Source organism: Peribacillus sp. JNUCC 23 (assembly GCF_053653995.1).
In genome coordinates this window covers 381300-399737 of sequence record NZ_CM132202.1, presented here as the reverse complement: position 1 = coordinate 399737, position 18438 = coordinate 381300, and the positions used below count along the sequence as shown (strand labels likewise).

13 protein-coding genes, 2 pseudogenes and 1 riboswitch are annotated in these 18438 nt (G+C 36.0%); of the genes and pseudogenes, 4 read left to right on the top strand and 11 right to left on the bottom strand.

Annotated features, from left to right (window positions below):
• Positions 1-294: 294 nt before the first annotated feature.
• Genes JNUCC23_RS02195 through JNUCC23_RS02185 form a run of 3 tightly spaced genes read right to left on the bottom strand, consistent with a single transcriptional unit; the run spans position 295 to position 1586 of the window.
• Positions 295-591: a hypothetical protein gene (locus tag JNUCC23_RS02195; protein WP_454214039.1), complete on the bottom strand. Its 297-nt coding sequence runs from the start codon at positions 589-591 to the stop codon at positions 295-297.
• Between the two features lie 24 nt (positions 592-615).
• Complete coding sequence (locus tag JNUCC23_RS02190) at positions 616-1263, bottom strand: permease prefix domain 1-containing protein (RefSeq protein ID WP_454214038.1); 648 nt, start codon at positions 1261-1263, stop codon at positions 616-618.
• Positions 1260-1586 carry a PadR family transcriptional regulator gene (locus tag JNUCC23_RS02185; RefSeq protein ID WP_403077787.1) on the bottom strand — a complete coding sequence of 109 codons (327 nt, stop codon included), beginning with the start codon at positions 1584-1586 and terminating at the stop codon, positions 1260-1262. Before JNUCC23_RS02185 ends, JNUCC23_RS02190 begins: the two co-directional genes overlap by 4 nt.
• 347 nt (positions 1587-1933) lie before the next feature.
• On the opposite strand from JNUCC23_RS02185, the gene JNUCC23_RS02180 reads away from it, so the two are divergent.
• Complete coding sequence (locus tag JNUCC23_RS02180; RefSeq protein ID WP_454214036.1) at positions 1934-2266, top strand: tyrosine-type recombinase/integrase; 333 nt, start codon at positions 1934-1936, stop codon at positions 2264-2266.
• Positions 2267-2423: 157 nt separating this feature from the next.
• Here JNUCC23_RS02180 and JNUCC23_RS02175 read toward each other — a convergent pair whose 3' ends face one another.
• The 8 genes from JNUCC23_RS02175 to ftsZ all read right to left on the bottom strand — a co-directional run bounded on the left by JNUCC23_RS02175 (position 2424) and on the right by ftsZ (position 15611).
• Positions 2424-2711 carry a hypothetical protein gene (locus JNUCC23_RS02175; RefSeq protein ID WP_454214034.1) on the bottom strand — a complete coding sequence of 96 codons (288 nt, stop codon included), beginning with the start codon at positions 2709-2711 and terminating at the stop codon, positions 2424-2426.
• Between the two features lie 5 nt (positions 2712-2716).
• On the bottom strand, positions 2717-3112 hold the full coding sequence (locus JNUCC23_RS02170) for an SHOCT-like domain-containing protein (protein ID WP_403077796.1): 396 nt from the start codon (positions 3110-3112) through the stop codon (positions 2717-2719).
• A gap of 14 nt (positions 3113-3126) precedes the next feature.
• Entirely contained in the window at positions 3127-3489 is a 363-nt protein-coding gene (locus JNUCC23_RS02165) for a DUF2089 domain-containing protein (protein ID WP_062187133.1), read from the bottom strand.
• 837 nt (positions 3490-4326) lie between these two features.
• On the bottom strand, positions 4327-5094 hold the full coding sequence (locus JNUCC23_RS02160; RefSeq protein WP_403077800.1) for an ABC transporter ATP-binding protein: 768 nt from the start codon (positions 5092-5094) through the stop codon (positions 4327-4329).
• A 167-nt stretch (positions 5095-5261) separates the two neighbouring features.
• Positions 5262-7616, bottom strand: coding sequence for an FtsX-like permease family protein (locus JNUCC23_RS02155; RefSeq protein ID WP_454214031.1), 2355 nt, complete (start codon positions 7614-7616; stop codon positions 5262-5264).
• A gap of 1032 nt (positions 7617-8648) precedes the next feature.
• Positions 8649-10829, bottom strand: a complete 2181-nt coding sequence (locus JNUCC23_RS02150; RefSeq protein WP_454214029.1) for an amidase family protein — start codon at positions 10827-10829, stop codon at positions 8649-8651.
• 166 nt (positions 10830-10995) lie between these two features.
• On the bottom strand, positions 10996-13047 hold the full coding sequence (locus JNUCC23_RS02145) for a methyl-accepting chemotaxis protein (RefSeq protein ID WP_454214027.1): 2052 nt from the start codon (positions 13045-13047) through the stop codon (positions 10996-10998).
• Positions 13048-13316: 269 nt separating this feature from the next.
• Positions 13317-13427: riboswitch (cyclic di-GMP riboswitch) on the bottom strand.
• A gap of 1158 nt (positions 13428-14585) precedes the next feature.
• Positions 14586-15611, bottom strand: coding sequence for a cell division protein FtsZ (gene ftsZ, locus JNUCC23_RS02140; protein WP_454215965.1), 1026 nt, complete (start codon positions 15609-15611; stop codon positions 14586-14588).
• A gap of 1188 nt (positions 15612-16799) precedes the next feature.
• Here ftsZ and JNUCC23_RS02135 point away from each other — a divergent pair.
• From JNUCC23_RS02135 to JNUCC23_RS02125, 3 genes and pseudogenes are all read left to right on the top strand, one after another.
• Positions 16800-17306: a tyrosine-type recombinase/integrase gene (locus tag JNUCC23_RS02135; RefSeq protein WP_454214026.1), complete on the top strand. Its 507-nt coding sequence runs from the start codon at positions 16800-16802 to the stop codon at positions 17304-17306.
• 739 nt (positions 17307-18045) lie between these two features.
• Positions 18046-18186, top strand: a pseudogene (locus JNUCC23_RS02130) (transposase); the annotation flags it as partial.
• Positions 18187-18229: 43 nt separating this feature from the next.
• Positions 18230-18362 (top strand): annotated as a pseudogene (locus JNUCC23_RS02125) (transposase); the annotation flags it as partial.
• Positions 18363-18438: the final 76 nt, after the last annotated feature.

The window sequence follows — 18438 nt, the reverse complement described above, 5'->3', positions numbered from 1 at the left end:
ATTTACAAACAAATAATCAAGTAAAGCAGCATATAAAAACGATTACATTAAAATAAAACTTAATCCAATACTTCTAAGGAGAAAACATTATTTTTCTTGAAATCACTTATTATCTCTTAAGACAATAGGAATCTCAATTGGTCAAAAGATAAAAAATATCTTTCATATTCACATGATTGTTCCTATTAATTGAATTTATTATCTCATTTTCGACTAAATAAACCCGTAAATGGAACAGGAAAATAGGAGCTATATATAGCAAAGGCACGTTTCTTACCTCATAATACCCGATAGTTAAAAACCAATCATGATAATGATCCCATAAATAAAAACAGCTATAGGAAAAATAATAAAAATCCAGTTAAATAGTTGTAAAACTCTTAACAAAAGAATCATCTTTTTTCCTGCTAATTTTCTAATATATATAAAAGAAATTAAACCAATTATAGGTGTAAAGAATCCAGTTACTCCGTAATTCGGCTCAGAGGCATCGATTAATTCTTCGATAAGAAAAGCTGAGAATATAAGATTGATAACTAATAAAAATAATGGAATCAATAAGTTTATTTTTTTAATTGTCATATCAGTCAATTATACAACCTCCACCTTATAACTTTAATGGACCGTCGTCCTCTTAAGTTTATTTTTATTACGCACAAAGAGCAAAGTAAACAGCTGCCTTGAAATGATGTACGCAAAAGCACCAATTGGAACGGCATACAAATCCAGCCACAAGCTGTCCTGATACTGTTCCGGATGCTTAAACAGCAACGGCGTCTGGATTCCGCCAAATAACAATGATGGCACCAAAAAGAACAGCCAAGGATTTAGCAGCCATTTCACCTTAAATTGGCTGGCAAGGGCTTCATACAAAACCTCACCGGTACCGGTAATAAGGGTTACAATGAACATCCCCATCAACACACTGTAAAGCGGCAAACTATTATCAAATTCTGGATGATAGTATTCCATAGCAGAATAGGAAACAAGACATAAAAACCCGGTAACAAAAATAACGCACCACACGAACCGAATTGGTTTATAAAATGGAAAAATGGTCCTCTTTAACTCTCGATTCAGCTTACCTTGATTACCAAAGGATTCAATAGCCTGACGAACCGCATTTTCTTCAGAATATCCTTTAATTAATAGTTCTTTTACATGGTCCTGAAGATGTGCATAAATCTCTTCTCTTAATTCCTCCTTTTCATCATCGGGCAGACCCAAGGTGATTTCCTTTACATATTGTTCAATCTCCTTCATGATAATCCCTCCACTGTATTTTCTATTAACGTATTGATTTGTTTCCAATTTCGCAGCTTTTCTGCCAAAACAGTACGCCCGGTTTTAGTAATAGAATAATACTTTCTCCGGCCGCCCTCCGATCCCTGACTCCAATACGACGTCACACATTCTTTTTTCTCTAGCCTCTTTAATGCAGGGTACAATGTTCCTTCATTCATATGGTAGGCATCATGGCTTAATACCCGTAATTTTCTTGTCATTTCATACCCATAGCAATCCACTTCTGCTAATAATGATAGTAATAAGATTTCAATACTGCCCTTTAGCAGCTCCCTGTCCATAATATTCCCTCCAAGTTTTTTGTATCAACATTGTATAACAATTTACATCGTATAACAATGTTATTTATAAAAAAACCCATTTTCCCCATCAATTGTATTTACTTCCTTGCTGCTCATTCTGTTTATCACATTACGGATTACTCACTCTCTAATCGGGCATCATGAAATCAGTAAGTTGTTACCCTATTTCTCTCAGTTAAGATCAAAGGATATTAAATGAAAATGTATCAAGACACGCTGAATGACTTAAAGGTTCAAGGATACTCAGACAGTACAAGGGAAGGAATCAACCGGACAAGAAGAATGATTTCCCGAAAAGCTAGAGCTAATCAAGAAGGAAAATTATTGTGGATGAAGAGGTAATAAACGCTTTGAAGAAGCATAAAAAGGATCAAGATCAAGTCATTGAGCGGTTAGGGGACGATTGCTACAATGAAGACTTTATTTTTGCAAAAATGGGACGACAATACGGATATCCCATCGTCATTAAGACCGTTCAAAATAGAATGGCAAGACTGCTTAGAATTGCAGGCCTGTACCTTAAGTTAACACCACATTCGTTACGCCATACGCATACATCACTTCTTGCCGAGGCTAAAGTTGCTTTAGAACAGACCATGGATCGGTTAGGGCATTCCGATGATCAAATTACAAAAAATGTGTATCTCCACATTACGTAAGAAATGAAAAAAGGAGCCTCCCAAAAGTTCAGTGAACTTATGAGAAGCTTCGATTGGCCGCCAAAATAGAAAAGGGTGGTCCAGCATATCAGTTAAATCCTACTTTCTGGGCACCCCACTTTTAAATAGCCAATTCGCCTAGTCTAACAATTTAGCTCTATAGCTTAACAACAACTTCAGTACCTTCTTTATCTTGAACCTCTACTATCGTCAACCCTCTATATTGCTTTACGGCTTTTAACAATGCCCTAATATCTTTGCGATCAATAGATGTAGGAATCCAAGCGTTTTCTTTAACGTTCATATTGGATTTTTCAATCATTCGATGAATGAATGACCATATCATTCGTGAAGATATGACGTAGCCCCCTGTCCGTAATAGAAAATACGGTACCCGAACTATTAATTGCTTACGATCTTTTAGTTTGACCTTCACTTTGATCATCAGGCTCACTCAATTACAACCAACACTTTATCACCGTTTGCACTTGTAACATCAACGATTTGTCCAGATAATTCTTTTTCAATCGCTTCTAAAATCAGGTCAACATCTATGGTGTTAATATCCTTTACATACTTAGCGGATTCCGGAATGGCTGAAGCGATACTTAGTCCTGTTTTTAACGCTACTTTGATTAATCGTAATGGCAAATTAACATTCACATTATCGCCTTGCTCAGATGAAACGCGAATTCTCAACATTCTATCCAAATAGTCCGTTTGCTTAGCCGCAGGTATAGCTGCTGCCTCTTTTTCTTTCAATACATGGATCAGTTCAGTTGCCTTTTCCGAGCCTAACTTCCCTTCTTGAACCATAGTCAATATTTTTGAAATGTCTTCCTTCATAACAAAGCCTCCCTTTACTCGTCCTTTAAAATTCTTATTGCTTCCTCTGGAGAAATTTCACCTTTTTCTAGCATGGAGATGACTTTTCTCTCTTCTGTTTCATTCTTTTTTTCTGCATAACCAAGAGCAGCGATGATGTCATTTAATTTTCCGCGTACAGTTGGATAAGAAATGCCTAACTCTTTTTCCACTTCCTTTATATTTCCGCGGCTTTTAAGGAATATTTCAATGAAGTAGTGCTGCTCTTTAGTGAGAGAAGCTAGTTTCGATAATTCAAATTCGTTTTCAATTGTTGTATGACAATGGGTGCATTGCAATTTTGTAATCTTCAACGTATCGCTGCACACTGGGCAAGTTGTAATCACCGGATAAATCACAGCCATCCCCCTTCTTTAAATTATTTATATCATAATTAATAATCTTAAAAATGTAAACATATAAAATTAAATATTTTAATTTTTATATTCATAAAATAAACATTTATTCTCGTACAATAACCAATATAGAAGAAAAGGCCTCCCACCAGTTCAGTAAACTGATGAAAGACCTTCTCTGATAAGTTGGTTTTTATGCATTTATATTCAACTACCTAAAAACCCCTTTATTGAAATGAAGGGATTTTATCTAGGTTATCCAATTTTGTTACGATTATAGAGATTCAAATGGCCAGAGTAAGTAGTTGTCCAAAATAACAAGACATTTAACGCCCCATTCACTAAGCCATACTTATACATCTTTATTTGCAGAAACAGGAATTGAATTTTTACAGATCGTGGACCGTCTCGGATATTCAGATGATCACATCACCAAAGATGTCTATCTACATGTGACACAAGAAATGAAAAAAGAAGCTTCCCACAAGTTTTCTCAACTCAGGAGAATCCTCTAATTTTAAAATCTTGGCACCTTTTTGGAACCTAATTTAAGGTACCTAGTGCTAAAACGTTGGGATTACTGGGTGTAATTCAGTGAATTACGTCATGCCGCCCGTAAGATGAGAGTGTGTAATATCTTTGGTGATGTATTCAAAAAGCGCGATATATCTAGGGGTGTCAAAATTAGGAGTGTAACATTTTTAACATGATTTCATTATTTTCACTTGATTGCGTTAGCAAATTGTTAGCGTGCCTTTCCTTACAAACATTCTTAACTATTCCTTTCGAGCTTACCTAATAAATTTCCCATATGAACTTTATACGAATGCCAATGAAAAACTAGAATCCATTTTCCACTAACCATTTCATAATGCTTTCTTCTCTTTCCTTAATATCGTCATGCCGCGCATCGTATTTACGCATTTTCTTCTGCGCAACAAGATTTCCATCTACCATATACAATACTCTTTCAGTTTTTGCTGCCACCTTTACATCATGCGTAACGAGCATTACGGTCGTCCCTTTTTGATTAACCTCTGCAAGAATTGACATAATCTCTTCTGTCGATTTGGAATCTAATGCTCCGGTCGGTTCATCTCCAAAAATGATATCCGGATTATTGATCAATGCTCTGCAGATGCCGACTCTCTGTAGCTGTCCACCAGATGCTTGGGTGATATTATGATCTGCAAGCTTTTCAATTCCTGTCATTTCCAACAGTTTTTTTGCTTTTTGATTTACCGCATTTTTATCCACATCTTTTGATACAAGAGCAGGAAACATAACATTGTCAATCAATGACAGATTCTTTAATAGATTAATATCCTGAAAGATAAATCCCATTGTTTCCAGTCGAATCTGCGCCAATTCTTCTTCTTTTAGTCTGCCGATTTCACGGCCTTTAAATTTCATACTGCCAGAAGTAATTCTATCCATACCGCTTACATTATATAGAAGCGTTGTCTTCCCGCTTCCGGATGGCCCCATGACCGATACGAATTCACCTTCCTCTATCTCCAAGTTTACATCCTTTAAGATATGAAGCTCATTTTCTTTTCCTAAATCTACTTTTTTGTTTATACTTCTTGCTTCTAATATTTTTCTCATATATATTCCTCCGGTATAAGATATTTGAAACAAATTCTATACCGCAGAGGCACCCCGGAATGCCTTATTTTTCAGGAATCTGCATTCTTATTTGCATCGGTGCCTTCACGCAGTAGGCTTCTTCCATCTTCGGAGATACGCCTCAACTCCGACCTTTTTCATCCGTTCTAACTTCTTAAAACTACAGATAAATCATCTTCTGCTGTTACCTTACAGCACACAGATATCGTAAATCCAACGGCTACAATCAGGGCTAACGGACATAGTAGCCAAGTCTGCCATGCAACATTAACTAATTGAATTTTTGCGGCTCCCATAGAGGACATTGCCATACTTACAAGAAATTCTCCTAGAAAATTCGCAGCCAGCACTCCAACTATGATTCCTAATATGAGTACCATCATAGTTCCTGCCATATATTGATGTTTAATATTTTTAGAAGTTAATCCCATACTTCGCATAATTGCAATCTGAGACATATCCTTTGATAATAACATCCGAAGGAATAATGCAGTTATCAATACAGCAATAATTACTGCTATTGCGATTCCGCCTATAACAATCAGGCTCATCTGATCAATGATGTTTCCAAGAGTCTGCCCAGTATATTCTTTGATATCATTTACCTGCGCAGAATCATAGGTATTCTGATAATAGTCCATTTTCTCACGAACATCGATGCCTGAAGCCACGTCCATGCTCACAATATACCAAAGAACGGCCTCTTCATTTAAACCGAGACTGGTATGTGCCTTTGCTGTTTTTCCGCCATTTGTAATATCTTGATAAATACCAGTTACTTTCAAGGTCTTTTCTGTCCCGGCAACCTTTACTACTACTTCATCTCCAACTTTCTTGTTTACCCCGTCTTTTGACGCATTTGCAAAGGAAAGTGAGATTTCCGCTTCACCCTGAGGTGCTCTGCCTTCCAGATATTTTAATGGAAATACTGAAAAATCTCCGGTTTCAATATTCATATAGTCCCAGAAACCTTCCGCATTTTTGACCTGATAGGAACTTGTGAGATAGGCCGCATACTTTTCAATATCCAAATCATTCTGCAGTTCTGCCTGTAGCTTTTTAAAATCTTCTGTAATCGTATCTGTCCTTCGAAGATCGATTCTCATGTCGGATTTCCCAATTCCCATGTATGTGGAAAATTCCGGTGAATTCATGGTGTTATAAATATTTAAGGGGAGTATGACAATGAACGTACATATGATAAAAATAACAAACAGCAGCCTGTATAATTTGAATCGTTTCCATACATCCCTCAGCCCCATGTAAATATTGGTGCTGAAGAATTTGTTCTTTAGCAGCGGGAAATGGTATTTTCGGTTCTTTTCGCGCTCCATAGAATCTTTCCGTAAAGCTTCCACCGCAGAAATCTTATCGATTCTTTTCAGTACTTGCTGGCAGTACATCACAATCATGAAATATACAAGTAATGGAGCTATAAGCGATGGTACATATGTTAAGCTACCTGATAAATCGGAAGATATGTAAAGTCTCATATTACCGTTTAACAGATTTACCGCTGTAAAGGAAAGCAGATAACCGATAATACCGGCTGCTGCTGAGATGACTCTATATTTGTTAAGATAGACCTTTTTTATATCTTTTTTGGATATTCCCATTGCTTTCATAACACCGATTTCTCTAATATCTTCATCAATCGTTGCCAGAAATGTAAGTCTAATACAGAGCGAAGCAATCACAATAAGCAGAATACTAATAAATATAATGATAATCGCAACTGCCATATCAGATATAGCATTAAACATCGTAAATATCTTTCCTTCGATTATAGGACCGTTTGCCGGAAGACCGGCTTCGATATAGGCAGTCTGAACCGCAGCAGAATCCCCGTTTTCATTCAGTTTGAACTCGATCAGATATTCCAGTTCCCCAGCCTGCATTTCAAGTATTTCATCATAGTCATTCTGATTTATCACAAACCGTTTCGAAGAAGTAAGGGAAGAGTTCATCTCAAAATCTCTTGCATAATCTGAAATGACAAACTCTTTCTCATCCCCGCCGCTTTTCACCGTAATCGTATCACCTATTTTTAAGTCGTGTTGTTCCATGAAATAGATGGGAACCGCAACGAAACCTTCATTTACATCCAGCTTTTCATTATCCAGATCCAATATAAAATCAAATTTCTTATTCTGTACAACAAACGAAATATCCTGTATAGTTCCAGCCATCGTTTGATTTTGGCCAAAATGAATATTGCTTCCATCAATATTCTGAAGAACCATCGTCTCCTGCATCGCTATATGGTCACGGTATTGTTCTGTGAATTGGTCGATTTCTGCCTGGTTATATTCTCCGGCATGCATTACCGCAATGTCAGCTGGAACTGCACGCTCCCGAAGATCTGATATCGACTGAATCAGATTGGCAATGTTATTAATGGCACTGGCTGCCAAAATAACGGCCATCGTGATAAATACATATACTGTCATCGTTACAATTTTGTTTCTGAGGAAATCATTCTTGATTATTTTCAAAAACATTATTATTTCTCCTTCCTGCATTGATAAAATTTTTCTAATTTATCTTGTCTCTAACAAATTTGGTTATTTCTTCAGAGGAAGAATTTCCATTAACTTTTTGAATGAATAATGTGCTTACATGCTGGATTCTTAGTAGACTTGACCTGAATGATTATTGAACTTACTAAAGTAATCATACAAAATGGTATTTATTAGGCAAACCCGCTTAAGCCTAATTATTTACTAAGCCCTCAGCCCTATTTTAGTAAGTTGATTATTGGAGGTTATTATAAAAAAATAATTGGAATGCAAGGAAGAAAGTGGAAGAAGTAATAATCATTTCAACTGCAACGGACAAGCACGAAGAGTTTATTGATGAACTAATGGGCACACAGGGTCAAGAATGGGTATTTATTGATAAGCAATGGATCTAGTAATCTATATCTTTTTTATCAGTCGTTCTAGATCGGATTTGGATGATTTCATTTTTAATAAAGGCTGTTTTCGCATACTTTGTTGCTTTTCAATTATATTTACACTAACAACCTGGGTTGATTCCCGTTGCAGGTACTCGCTTTCCGCGGGCGGTCTCAGAAGCCTCCTCAGTGCTTTGCACTTGCGGGGTCTCCCTCAACACGATTGTCCCGCAGGAGTCTCGCACCTTCCACTACAATCAACATCTACTCGAATTTACTTTGCTAATAACAACAATCTTTACGAAAAGAACCTTAATAAAAGATCCATTCGCAAAAATTACTTATCATTGGAGACGTATTACTTTTTACTACACAATTTCTATATAGTTTAATAACCTCTTCACTTACACAACCCTTCCTCTGGATTTTTTCGTATTGGGTGTGACGAACTGATTTTGGTGATAATTAGAATTCAATCTTTATTTCATTTATCATATTTATTCAAGCTATTTTATTGAATATATCACCAACATTTCTAAACAAAAAAGGTCCTTCACCAGTTCAGTGAACTGATGAAAAACCTTCTCTTTTGCATTATTATTCTTGTTTCTTCCGCTAAAAAATTTAGTTTCAACCTTTACTTTGAAGGCTTAAATTTATCATCTAGACATCGAGCCATAAAAGCAGCAAAATGTTGACGTGATAGATTAATAGTTGGTTTAAACGTTCCATCTTTGTAACCAGCAGTAATATTATTTGCTGCCAGTATGGATATAGAATTATATGCCCAGTATCCTTTTGGGACATCCTTGAAATCCGTTGGATAAGTTCCTTTTAAGTCATAAGCCAACACTAGGACCTTAGCCATTTGTGATCGGGTTAACGTTCCGTTAGGATCAAAATATTTTTGACCTTGGGCATTTATTTTTCCATTGATAATACCTAATTCAACAGCCTTCGCAATCTCTTCATATCCATAATCATCAGGCTTCACATCAATAAATCCCGGATTAAGAACACTAGAATAATCCGTAATTCCTTTTTCTCTTAAAATGATCTCTATAGCTTGCAAACGAGTAATTGGTTCATTTGGTTTAAATGTTCCATCTTTGTATCCTTTAATAATTCCTTTATCAGTCAAATACTCAATCTCATCTACAAAGGAAGTTACATCTTTAAATGTAGTTTTACCATCGAAATCAACTTGGAAATTAGGTGTTGTTTTTGGTATAGTTCTAGCATCGGTTGCCTGTTCAAAAGAATAGGCTAAATCGAGTAGTGATTGTTCACTATATGCCAAACCTAAGAAAGAAACCCCAACAGGTAACTCTTCTTTCGTAGCTCCAGCAGGCACGGTAATTTCAGGGAATCCTGTGGCCGTTGCTACATAACCCGCAGCATACGTGTCATATGCTTCACATACATATGTAGGATCTTCCTTATCAAATCTCGGTGAAGCTGGACATGACAACGTTGGAAAAACAATGGCATCCAAATCATTTTCTTTCATCATTGTTTCGATTTCATGACGTACTTCAGACATTTCTTCCGTTACGATATTGTTGTATTCTGGTGTGTCCTTAAACTCTGCTTGTACCATAGAGTTTTTTAGACCTTCCAGACGCGCTGGATTTACTGGAGTCGATGAATTCAAGACCTCTGGAGATTCACTGATTTTAATAATTTCTTCTAGAGTTTTCGGCTGACCCTCTGGAAGTTGACTTAGATATTCTTCTAATTGAACTTTAAAATCCGCGTCATTAACAGGGCCAATAATAGGTGTCCAAAGATATTTCGTCTTTTCTGAGAAAGAAACTGGAATAAGCTCTGTACCTATTTTCTCCATCTTTTCTAGTGCCTTTTTGGTAATAGAGTCTACCTCTGCGTTATCTCCAAAAAAGTCACTAGCTACTCCGATTCGAGCATTTTTTAAAGCCTTGCTATCTAATAATTTACTATAGTCTTTTACAATGTGATCCTTTGCAAGCAAAGTTTTGTCATCTTTCTCATCAACACCGGCCATAAAACTTAATGCAATGGCTGCATCTTCCACAGACTTTGCTAATGGTCCAGTAGTATCAAAATTTAACGAGGATGGAACTACCCCGCTACGACTTGTTAAACCAAGTGTCGGTCTAATACCAACTAGTCCTGTAACATTAGCTGGTCCTCTGACTGATCCAGATGTATCTGTCCCTAGTCCAAATACAGCAAAATTGGCTGCAACTGCCGCTGCAGATCCGCTGCTTGATCCAGAAGCATCTCGGTTTAGATTATACGGATTTAGAGTTAAGCCACCTAATGAGCTGTATCCTAACCTGCCATATGATGCTGCGAACTCTGATAAATTTGTTTTTGCAATGATAATTGCCCCTGCATCCTTAAGTTTTTGAATCGTAAAAGCGTCTTCTGTAGGATAAGCATCCTTTAATGCTACTGAGCCTGCTGTCGTAGGCATTCCTATGACATCAAAATTATCTTTAACAACGATTGGGATACCATGAAGAATACTTCTTGAGCCTTCACTTTGTCTTTCTGCATCCAATTGCTTTGCAATCTCTAAAGCTTGATCATTAATGGTAATGATTGAATTAATCGTTGGACCTTGCTTGTCATATTTTTCTATACGCTCTAGATAATATTTAACCAATTGCTCAGAGGTAATCTGATTGTTATTTAATGCTTCAGAAATTTCACCAATACTCTTTTCGAATGGGTCAAATTTGGTTTCTTCTGCAGAAACACTTACCAAAGGAAGCATGGTTATTACTAAAATAAAAGCTATCAAAGTTCTAAACTTGTATATCGTCTTAAACATGGTGTTTCCCCCCTAATATAATTCCTAATTAATGATTAAACTCTTCTATCTCTCTATTTTTTTAAGACATTTTAAATAGACTAAAAACACGATATAAATTTGGTCAAAGATTATATTAGATAATCTAACAATCTTTTCAACCATTTTGCTGATAGAAATCATAATATTACAGTTTAAATTGCTGAATAACTTCCTCTAATTCTAATGACATTCTTGCTAACTCTTGAGATGCTAATGAAACCTCTTCCATTGAGGCACTCATCTGTTCTGAGGATGCAGCAACATTTTGTGAATGTTCGTTTACCTCTAAACTCGTTTTTGAAACTTCCTCTATATGGGTTACAACTTCTGCTATATGTTTTTTCATGTTATCCATCGCTAGGCTAACCTCAGATATTTTTGTTGTAGCAGCTAGAACTGAATCCTTAATTTCTCCAAAGGCTTTTCCACTTTCATTAACAAGTTTCATTCCTTCTTTAGCAGAGGTTGCCCCCTGATTTACGAAACTCATTGAATCCTCAATGCCATCTTTAATATCATTAATAATTTCATTAATCTGCAATGCTGAATGGCTGGATTGCTCGGCAAGTTTCCTTACTTCATCTGCCACTACCGCAAATCCCTTCCCATGTTCACCAGCTCTTGCAGCTTCAATTGCCGCATTCAAAGCTAATAAGTTCGTTTGCTCTGAAATGGACTGTATGATCAAACTTATCTGGCCAATTTCGTTCGATTTCTCATTTAATACACTAATTTTTTCAGCAGAAGAGGTTACATTTTTATCTATTTCACCCATTTGCTTTACGGTATGGTTAACAACATCACTACCTTGTTTAGCGGATTCAGCTGAATAATGGATGGAATTGCTAACATTTTTCATACTCACTGTAACATCATCAACGTGCTTGAATACTTCATTGATAATACCTACTGCATTCTTCATTGCAGCGTTCTGTTCATCTGTTCCGGTGGCAACACTTTGAATTGACTCAGTTATTTGATTGGAGGCTTTTTGATTCTCAACGGAAGAAGCAGCTAGTTCCTCAGATGTAGCTGATAATGCTTGAGATTCAAACCAAATCTTTTTAATTGTTTCTTTTAAACTACTAGACATAATATTGTAATTCTTCCCCATATCTCCAATTTCATCATTTGACTTAATCGTGACTAATTGAGTCAAATCACCTTTAGACATAGCTAGGGATAAATCACTAATACTTTTGATACTTCGTGTTATCCTCAAACTAACAAAAATGGAAACTAATAAAGATACAACAGCGAAAATCCCGCCTATAATGAAAATCGCCGAGCGTATAGAATCTGCAGTAGTTAAAAGTTCGCTCTTCTCAATAACAGCGATATACTTCCAGCCTTCATTTTTTGAAGAGATTGTGTTTAATACATAATCTTTTCCGTCAATTTTTGTTTCAAACGAGCCATCTTTACTTAAATCCTTTAATTCGGGAACATTTAGCTTAGAAATTGGCTGAAAGTTCAAATCAGCATTCTTTGGATGTGCAAGGATTGTTCCATCTCCTTGCGCTAGAATTACATAGCCATTTTCCCCTATACTGATTTCCTTAATAATACTCGTTAAACCTTCTAAACTAACATCTAGACCTAACACACCGACTTGTTTTCCGCCTTTTTCAATCGCAACTACATTACTTACAATAATTCCCTCTATCCCAGTTGCGGCGTAGGCACCTGTTAATTTTACTTTCCCTGGTTCTTCTATACCCGTAGTATACCAAGGACGTTCTCTGGGATCGAAACCAGCTGGCACAGGACCCTCAGGATATTGAACATACCCTCCATCCGATGTCCCCATATAAGCATAAGCTGCATTAGGATGGCTCTTACCAAATTGAGAAAGCATATCAAATATTGCTTTTTCTTTCTCCCCATTTGCTGAAGGGGTCATATCAATTGACCCTTCTCCTGTTATATCTTTATAGGAGGTAATGCTTGAATCAGCATTTAAAACGGCAGGGTTGGTAGCTAATAAATTGACATTTTCCCTAATAGATTCAAAGTACAAGGAAATTCCATTGTCTACCTGTTTAATTTCTCTTTCACTAGAATTGATATAATCCTTCTCGGTTTTTTCACTAACTGTTTTATTAACTAAAAAGCCAATAAAGATGATTGGTACTAATGATAGTAATAAAGAATTAATTAAAAACTTTGCCTGAAATGAAAATCTTTTATTTCCCACTTTACCAAACCTTTCCATTTTTGTTCTAAGCAAGCATAAGATGCTTACTGTTACCTAGCTATTAAATCGTTAATTTCAATAATCTCTCATCCCTTATTAAATATTTTTTTAGCAAAGTTATTATCCTCCATTCACAATTCACTAAAAAATAATCCAGATTTGTTGATGATTCACAAATTCTCGCTTTTGGAAACTAGTATTGCAAAAAAAAAGACTACTCTATGTACCATAGAATAGCCAAAGGATATTAATAAACATTAATCCACAAATTTGGTAACCAGGCGATCATAGTTTAGATTATGGGACTTTTGACCACTCCATAAACCTTAGACCCTAGGCTTTGCGTCCTATTCTTTCGAAATAGTTTGCCTTTATATTCCATAAACACCAATCTAAAATCACATTATATTATATTCTCACATAATTCTACAAACTTCAACAATTTTTGCAAAATAAACCAATACTTTTTATTAACAAGTATTGTTCTTTGAAGAAACTAAGATTGCTTTAAATTTTATTCAGGTTACTGCAAACATACAAAACGCATATGACGCTCTAACGCCACTATTTACTATGTAAGCTAAATCGTGTACAACGCTACACTCACCTAATCACAATGGTAGCAGTGCGAAGCCAGAATTCGGACTATTTCTCAATAATATAGGTATACTTGATAAGAAGATTGGCTATCTTATGAGATTGCGAAGACCCGCCCCATGTCCCCATACAAAAAAGCTTTCCACCAGTTCAAGTAACTGATGAAAAGCTTTTTTAATTTAATAAACCTCTTATACTAGGCTCATGATGTTTATTACATCATGCCGCCCGTGAGATGAGAGTGTGTAATATCGTTAAAGAGAGGTGCAAAAAGCGCGGTAAATCAGCGTTTTAGATATTGTTGGCTGTAACATCTTTAACGGGGATTTACCGTTTTTTATGGGATTGCTTTAGCAAAATGTTAGCATTTTCAAGCAGATATTCTGGACCAGTTGTTTACACACTCTACATGTGTCGTCACTACTATGTGGTTACAATTTATTATCCTCGTTACCTGCATGTGAACACAATTCATTAGATGTTTTTCATCTACACCCTTCTAATGTTTTGGTTTGTATAACTTACCTTTTTTTCTATTTGTACAGGTGAACTTTTCTCGGAGTCTGGGGTCGTGCTACATGCGGTAAGCATAACTACAAGGAAACTTATAAGAATTCCTTTCAGCTTCAAAATAGCCTGCACCTCTTTTATAAACATGTTATCATTAGGATATTTATATGGAAAATATTAATAATATTTGTTCTACTAATATTTTCCATATACCTAATGGAGAGGATGTTAATGATGGATATTAGGCAACTACGCTATTTTATTGCAATTAATGAGAATAAAATCCATATAAACAATATATAAAACCTAAATGAACAAAATATTAAATTTGTATAAACACCAATAGAATGTACGGCATAACAATAATAAAGGTTGCCGATCCGGCTCATAAAACCTGATTCGTTTCGCTATGAGTACACCAATTACTTGTTCTACCGACCGGTTGGTTGTGACCTCTTTTCTGCTGTTGAAGAGTGGGAAGATGTTTTAATAAATGGAGCCTTCCAATCATTAAAGCCGGTAGCAATAACGGTTATGATAATCTCATCTTGTAAATTTTCGTTAATGACAGAACCGAAAATCATATTCGACTCATTGCCTCCCACAGACGCAATAATATTCGCAGCCTCTTGTACTTCATATAGACTTAAATTTGTCCCGCCTGTGAGTTTCATCAGCACACCTTGAGCCTCATCTATGGAGGTTCCAGTCCCAAATAACGGACTAGAAATAGCCTTTTTTGCAGCTTCAGCAGCACGGTTTTTACCTGTTGCGCTGCCAATGCCTATTAAAGCCGAACCTTTATTGGACATAATTGTTTTGACATCAGCAAAGTCAACGTTGATTAAACCTGGTACGGTAATTACATCCGAAATTCCCTGGATAGTTTGGCGTAGGACATGATCCGCTTCGTGGAACGCTTCAAGTATAGATGTATTTTTATCTATTATCTCCAACAAACGATCGTTTGGAATAACAATTAAAGTGTCGACTGCCTTCTTCATTGAGGCGATTCCAACTTCCGCTTGTATTGCACGCTTACGGCCCTCAAACCTAAAGGGATATGTTACAACGCCAATGGTGAGTATGCCAAGCTCACGGGCAATTTCGGCAATTAGTGGGGCGGCACCTGTTCCTGTACCACCTCCCATTCCAGCTGTGACAATCACCATGTCTGCACCTTTAATTTTCCTTTGGAGCGTCTCTTTGCTTTCTTCAACTGCCTTTTTACCTATTTCCGGATTAGCCCCTGCTCCTAAACCTTTTGTCAATGTTTCACCGATTTGCATCTTAGTCTCTGCTTGTGATAATTTGATAGCTTGCACATCTGTATTAACAGCAATAAACTCTACACCCTGAGCCCCATGCTCGATCATACGGTTTACGGTATTGTTTCCTCCGCCACCCACACCGATTACTTGAATGACAACTGTATTTGTATCAAACTCCATCTCCATCGCTCCCTCTGGCTCTTCCATATGACCTTTTTCAAATGATCTACCTTAACTTTTTCGAAGCATTTTTTTGTTTTCTATTATTATTTAAAGAAAAAGGCATTATTAAAGCGGTTCCTTAAAGGAAACTACTTTAACAATGCCTGCATAAAATTATTTTACTCCCCAAGATCTGTAGGATCCAACACCGAATGGGGAATCTTTGTTTTTAATGTTAATATAATCTAACCTGATAAGCAATAAATGTCATTAAGGTGAAAGACGATGTACGATGCAGCTTTATTTGTAATCTACACTAATCTTTTCCTTACGTAAATAAGTGATCAATGAAATTAGTAGGTATAAGACACTTTATAGAATAGTGTTTTAATCAAGTTATTTCCACTTTCGGATAGTATCTGTCCAAAATCTCCTAGTGAAGAAAAGAATAGGGCAGAGGCTCCAGCACCAAATAAAAAAGTTGTGTTTTTTCTAATAGTACATTTTTCAAAATCCCTTTTTTCTTTATTTCCCTATACATTCTACTATTTAGTCCATTTAATATATTGTATCATTTAAATAAGAGCAATTGTAAGAATATAGAACTACAAGAGATTTATTGAATGAATATATTGAAAAATACATTATTCTATAGATTTAAATATTGTAAAATTAAAAAAGCCGAAATGATTTCTCGTCCCATCTTTGTGATTTATTAAAATCTGTGGCACACTTTATATCAATTTACATGTTTTTGATGTTTTAGATATTTCCTTAAACCCTTTCATATCAACGATATTGCACTATATTGTATCGGCGTAGTATTTAGCAGCTGTCATAAGATCCTCCGAAAAATAGGATTGTCGAGCTTTTAATAAATAGCACATATAAATATTCTTCGCTAATTACAATAACTACTAAAACCTTCAAATATATCATCTTCGAATCTTTTTAAATCAAAAAATACCTTTAACAAATAAAAAACGACGACCGCAATTATTCTTAACTCGCAATCGTCGTACTAGCTTCTAATCTTATTATTGCCTGGTGTCCCCACACCCCAGATCAAATACCACTGAAACGGTAATGTGGTTTTTCAATCCCATATTTCTAGTTTTTTTATCTTCTCCTACAAACAAAAATGCTTGTGAAAGTGTTTAAAACTAAGGATTTCTATACAATTCCTCTTTCCAACAACGCGACCACTTCCACATGGCTTGGATGATGATGGCAGATAAATATAGATGTAGTAGCATTACCAAAACGTATTATAATCCGAAGAATAATACATTGGAATATCAGTTAGTTACACCTAAGACACGGAAGTCACGAAGAAGAATCATTGTAGACGAAGAGGTGTTAAATACTTTGAATGAACACAAAAACGCTCAAAACCAAGTTATTAAGCGACTAAGTACAGATTACTACAACAAAGATTTTATCTTTTCCAAAATGGAACGGCAATATGGTTATCCCATTGTTATTAAAACCCTTCAAAACAGAATGGCAAGGCTGTTAAGAATGGCAGACCTGAATCCTGAGTTAACACCGCATTCTTTACGCCATACCCATACATCGCTACTTGCCGAGGCTCGTGTCTCATTCGAACAAATCATGGACCGTCTTGGTCATACCGATGATCAAATCACGAAAAATGTGTACCTCCACGTAACGCAAGAAATGAAAAAAGAAGCCTCAGTTAATTTACCTCAATGTTAGCATTCCGCTATCACCTTACATACAAACCCAGTCATATCATGGGTTCAGAAGGCTTGTTACATCATGCCGCCCGTATGATGAGAGTGTGTAATATCTTTAACGCTGTGTGCTAAAAATGCGGCATACCAACATTTTGCTAATTTCTGTAAGAAACATTTTTAACGTATACTTATGTTATTGACTTGATTGCGTTAGCAAAATGTTAGCATTTTAATGACTTTATACTTTGTTCCGTCACAACACCAACAATACCCACCGTAGAAATTCTTGATACACTTGTGTTTAGCATTTTTTATTAACTTTAGAATTAGTTAATTCCCATTTATCACAGTGCTTCTATACATTGTTTCTTTATTATTAATAGGCCTTACCATTCATAAAATAAGAAAGCCTAAGTACGGATACTAAAAACAAATGGAGTGAGAAAGAGATTACGCAATTTCTTCAAGTAGCTAAAGAGGAAGAGACAAGATTATTTTTCAAAATCATATTGAATACTCGTATACGTCAAAGAGATTAACCGCACTTTCATGGGAAGACGCAGACTTTAATACTAGGAAAATGACTACTAATAAAATATATTGATAGCCAGTATCATATTCATAAAATTGGAATCTTATATTTTAGAAATATTGAAAAGTCACAAAGAAAAGCAGGGGTAAAGGAAATTTCTATTACCGAATAACAACACATCAAAAAGTAGCTCTTACTACTATCAATAAAATAAAACACTTCTTATTTGTTCAATTTGTTCTTTTCCATTAGAAAATACCCAAATAAAAAGAATAAGTCCGGTTATGAGCAAAGCTTTAAAAAATACGAATGCGAAGGTTGTACAGATTGCCCATTGAAAGCACAATGCACGAAAGCGAAGCCAAAAAACAGCCCTAGAATGGGAAGGAAAAGCCACCATCCACGCTCGACGCATAGTCGAAGTAGAAAGTTGCGTTCGGTCACATCAAGGGCAATTGGTCGTTCCGTAGATTTTCTCTATGGGGACTCGACAAGGTGTATGTCGAGTTCGGAATTATAGCTTTGGGCCACAACATATTGAAAGTAGCAGGCCTCCGCCAACTACTCTCAGAAAATGATCCAAAAAATACAAAAGCAGGTAGAGAAAAACGACTGATTT

What these genes read in the sequence shown, in the direction of transcription:
- JNUCC23_RS02190 (WP_454214038.1), bottom strand. Translation starts at nt 1,263, where the DNA reads ATGAAGGAGATTGAACAATATGTAAAGGAAATCACCTTGGGTCTGCCC.
- JNUCC23_RS02185 (WP_403077787.1), bottom strand. Translation starts at nt 1,586, where the DNA reads ATGGACAGGGAGCTGCTAAAGGGCAGTATTGAAATCTTATTACTATCA.
- JNUCC23_RS02175 (WP_454214034.1), bottom strand. Translation starts at nt 2,711, where the DNA reads ATGATCAAAGTGAAGGTCAAACTAAAAGATCGTAAGCAATTAATAGTT.
- JNUCC23_RS02170 (WP_403077796.1), bottom strand. Translation starts at nt 3,112, where the DNA reads ATGAAGGAAGACATTTCAAAAATATTGACTATGGTTCAAGAAGGGAAG.
- JNUCC23_RS02160 (WP_403077800.1), bottom strand. Translation starts at nt 5,094, where the DNA reads ATGAGAAAAATATTAGAAGCAAGAAGTATAAACAAAAAAGTAGATTTA.
- JNUCC23_RS02155 (WP_454214031.1), bottom strand. Translation starts at nt 7,616, where the DNA reads ATGTTTTTGAAAATAATCAAGAATGATTTCCTCAGAAACAAAATTGTA.
- JNUCC23_RS02150 (WP_454214029.1), bottom strand. Translation starts at nt 10,829, where the DNA reads ATGTTTAAGACGATATACAAGTTTAGAACTTTGATAGCTTTTATTTTA.
- ftsZ (WP_454215965.1), bottom strand. Translation starts at nt 15,611, where the DNA reads ATGGAGATGGAGTTTGATACAAATACAGTTGTCATTCAAGTAATCGGT.
- JNUCC23_RS02135 (WP_454214026.1), top strand. Translation starts at nt 16,800, where the DNA reads ATGGCTTGGATGATGATGGCAGATAAATATAGATGTAGTAGCATTACC.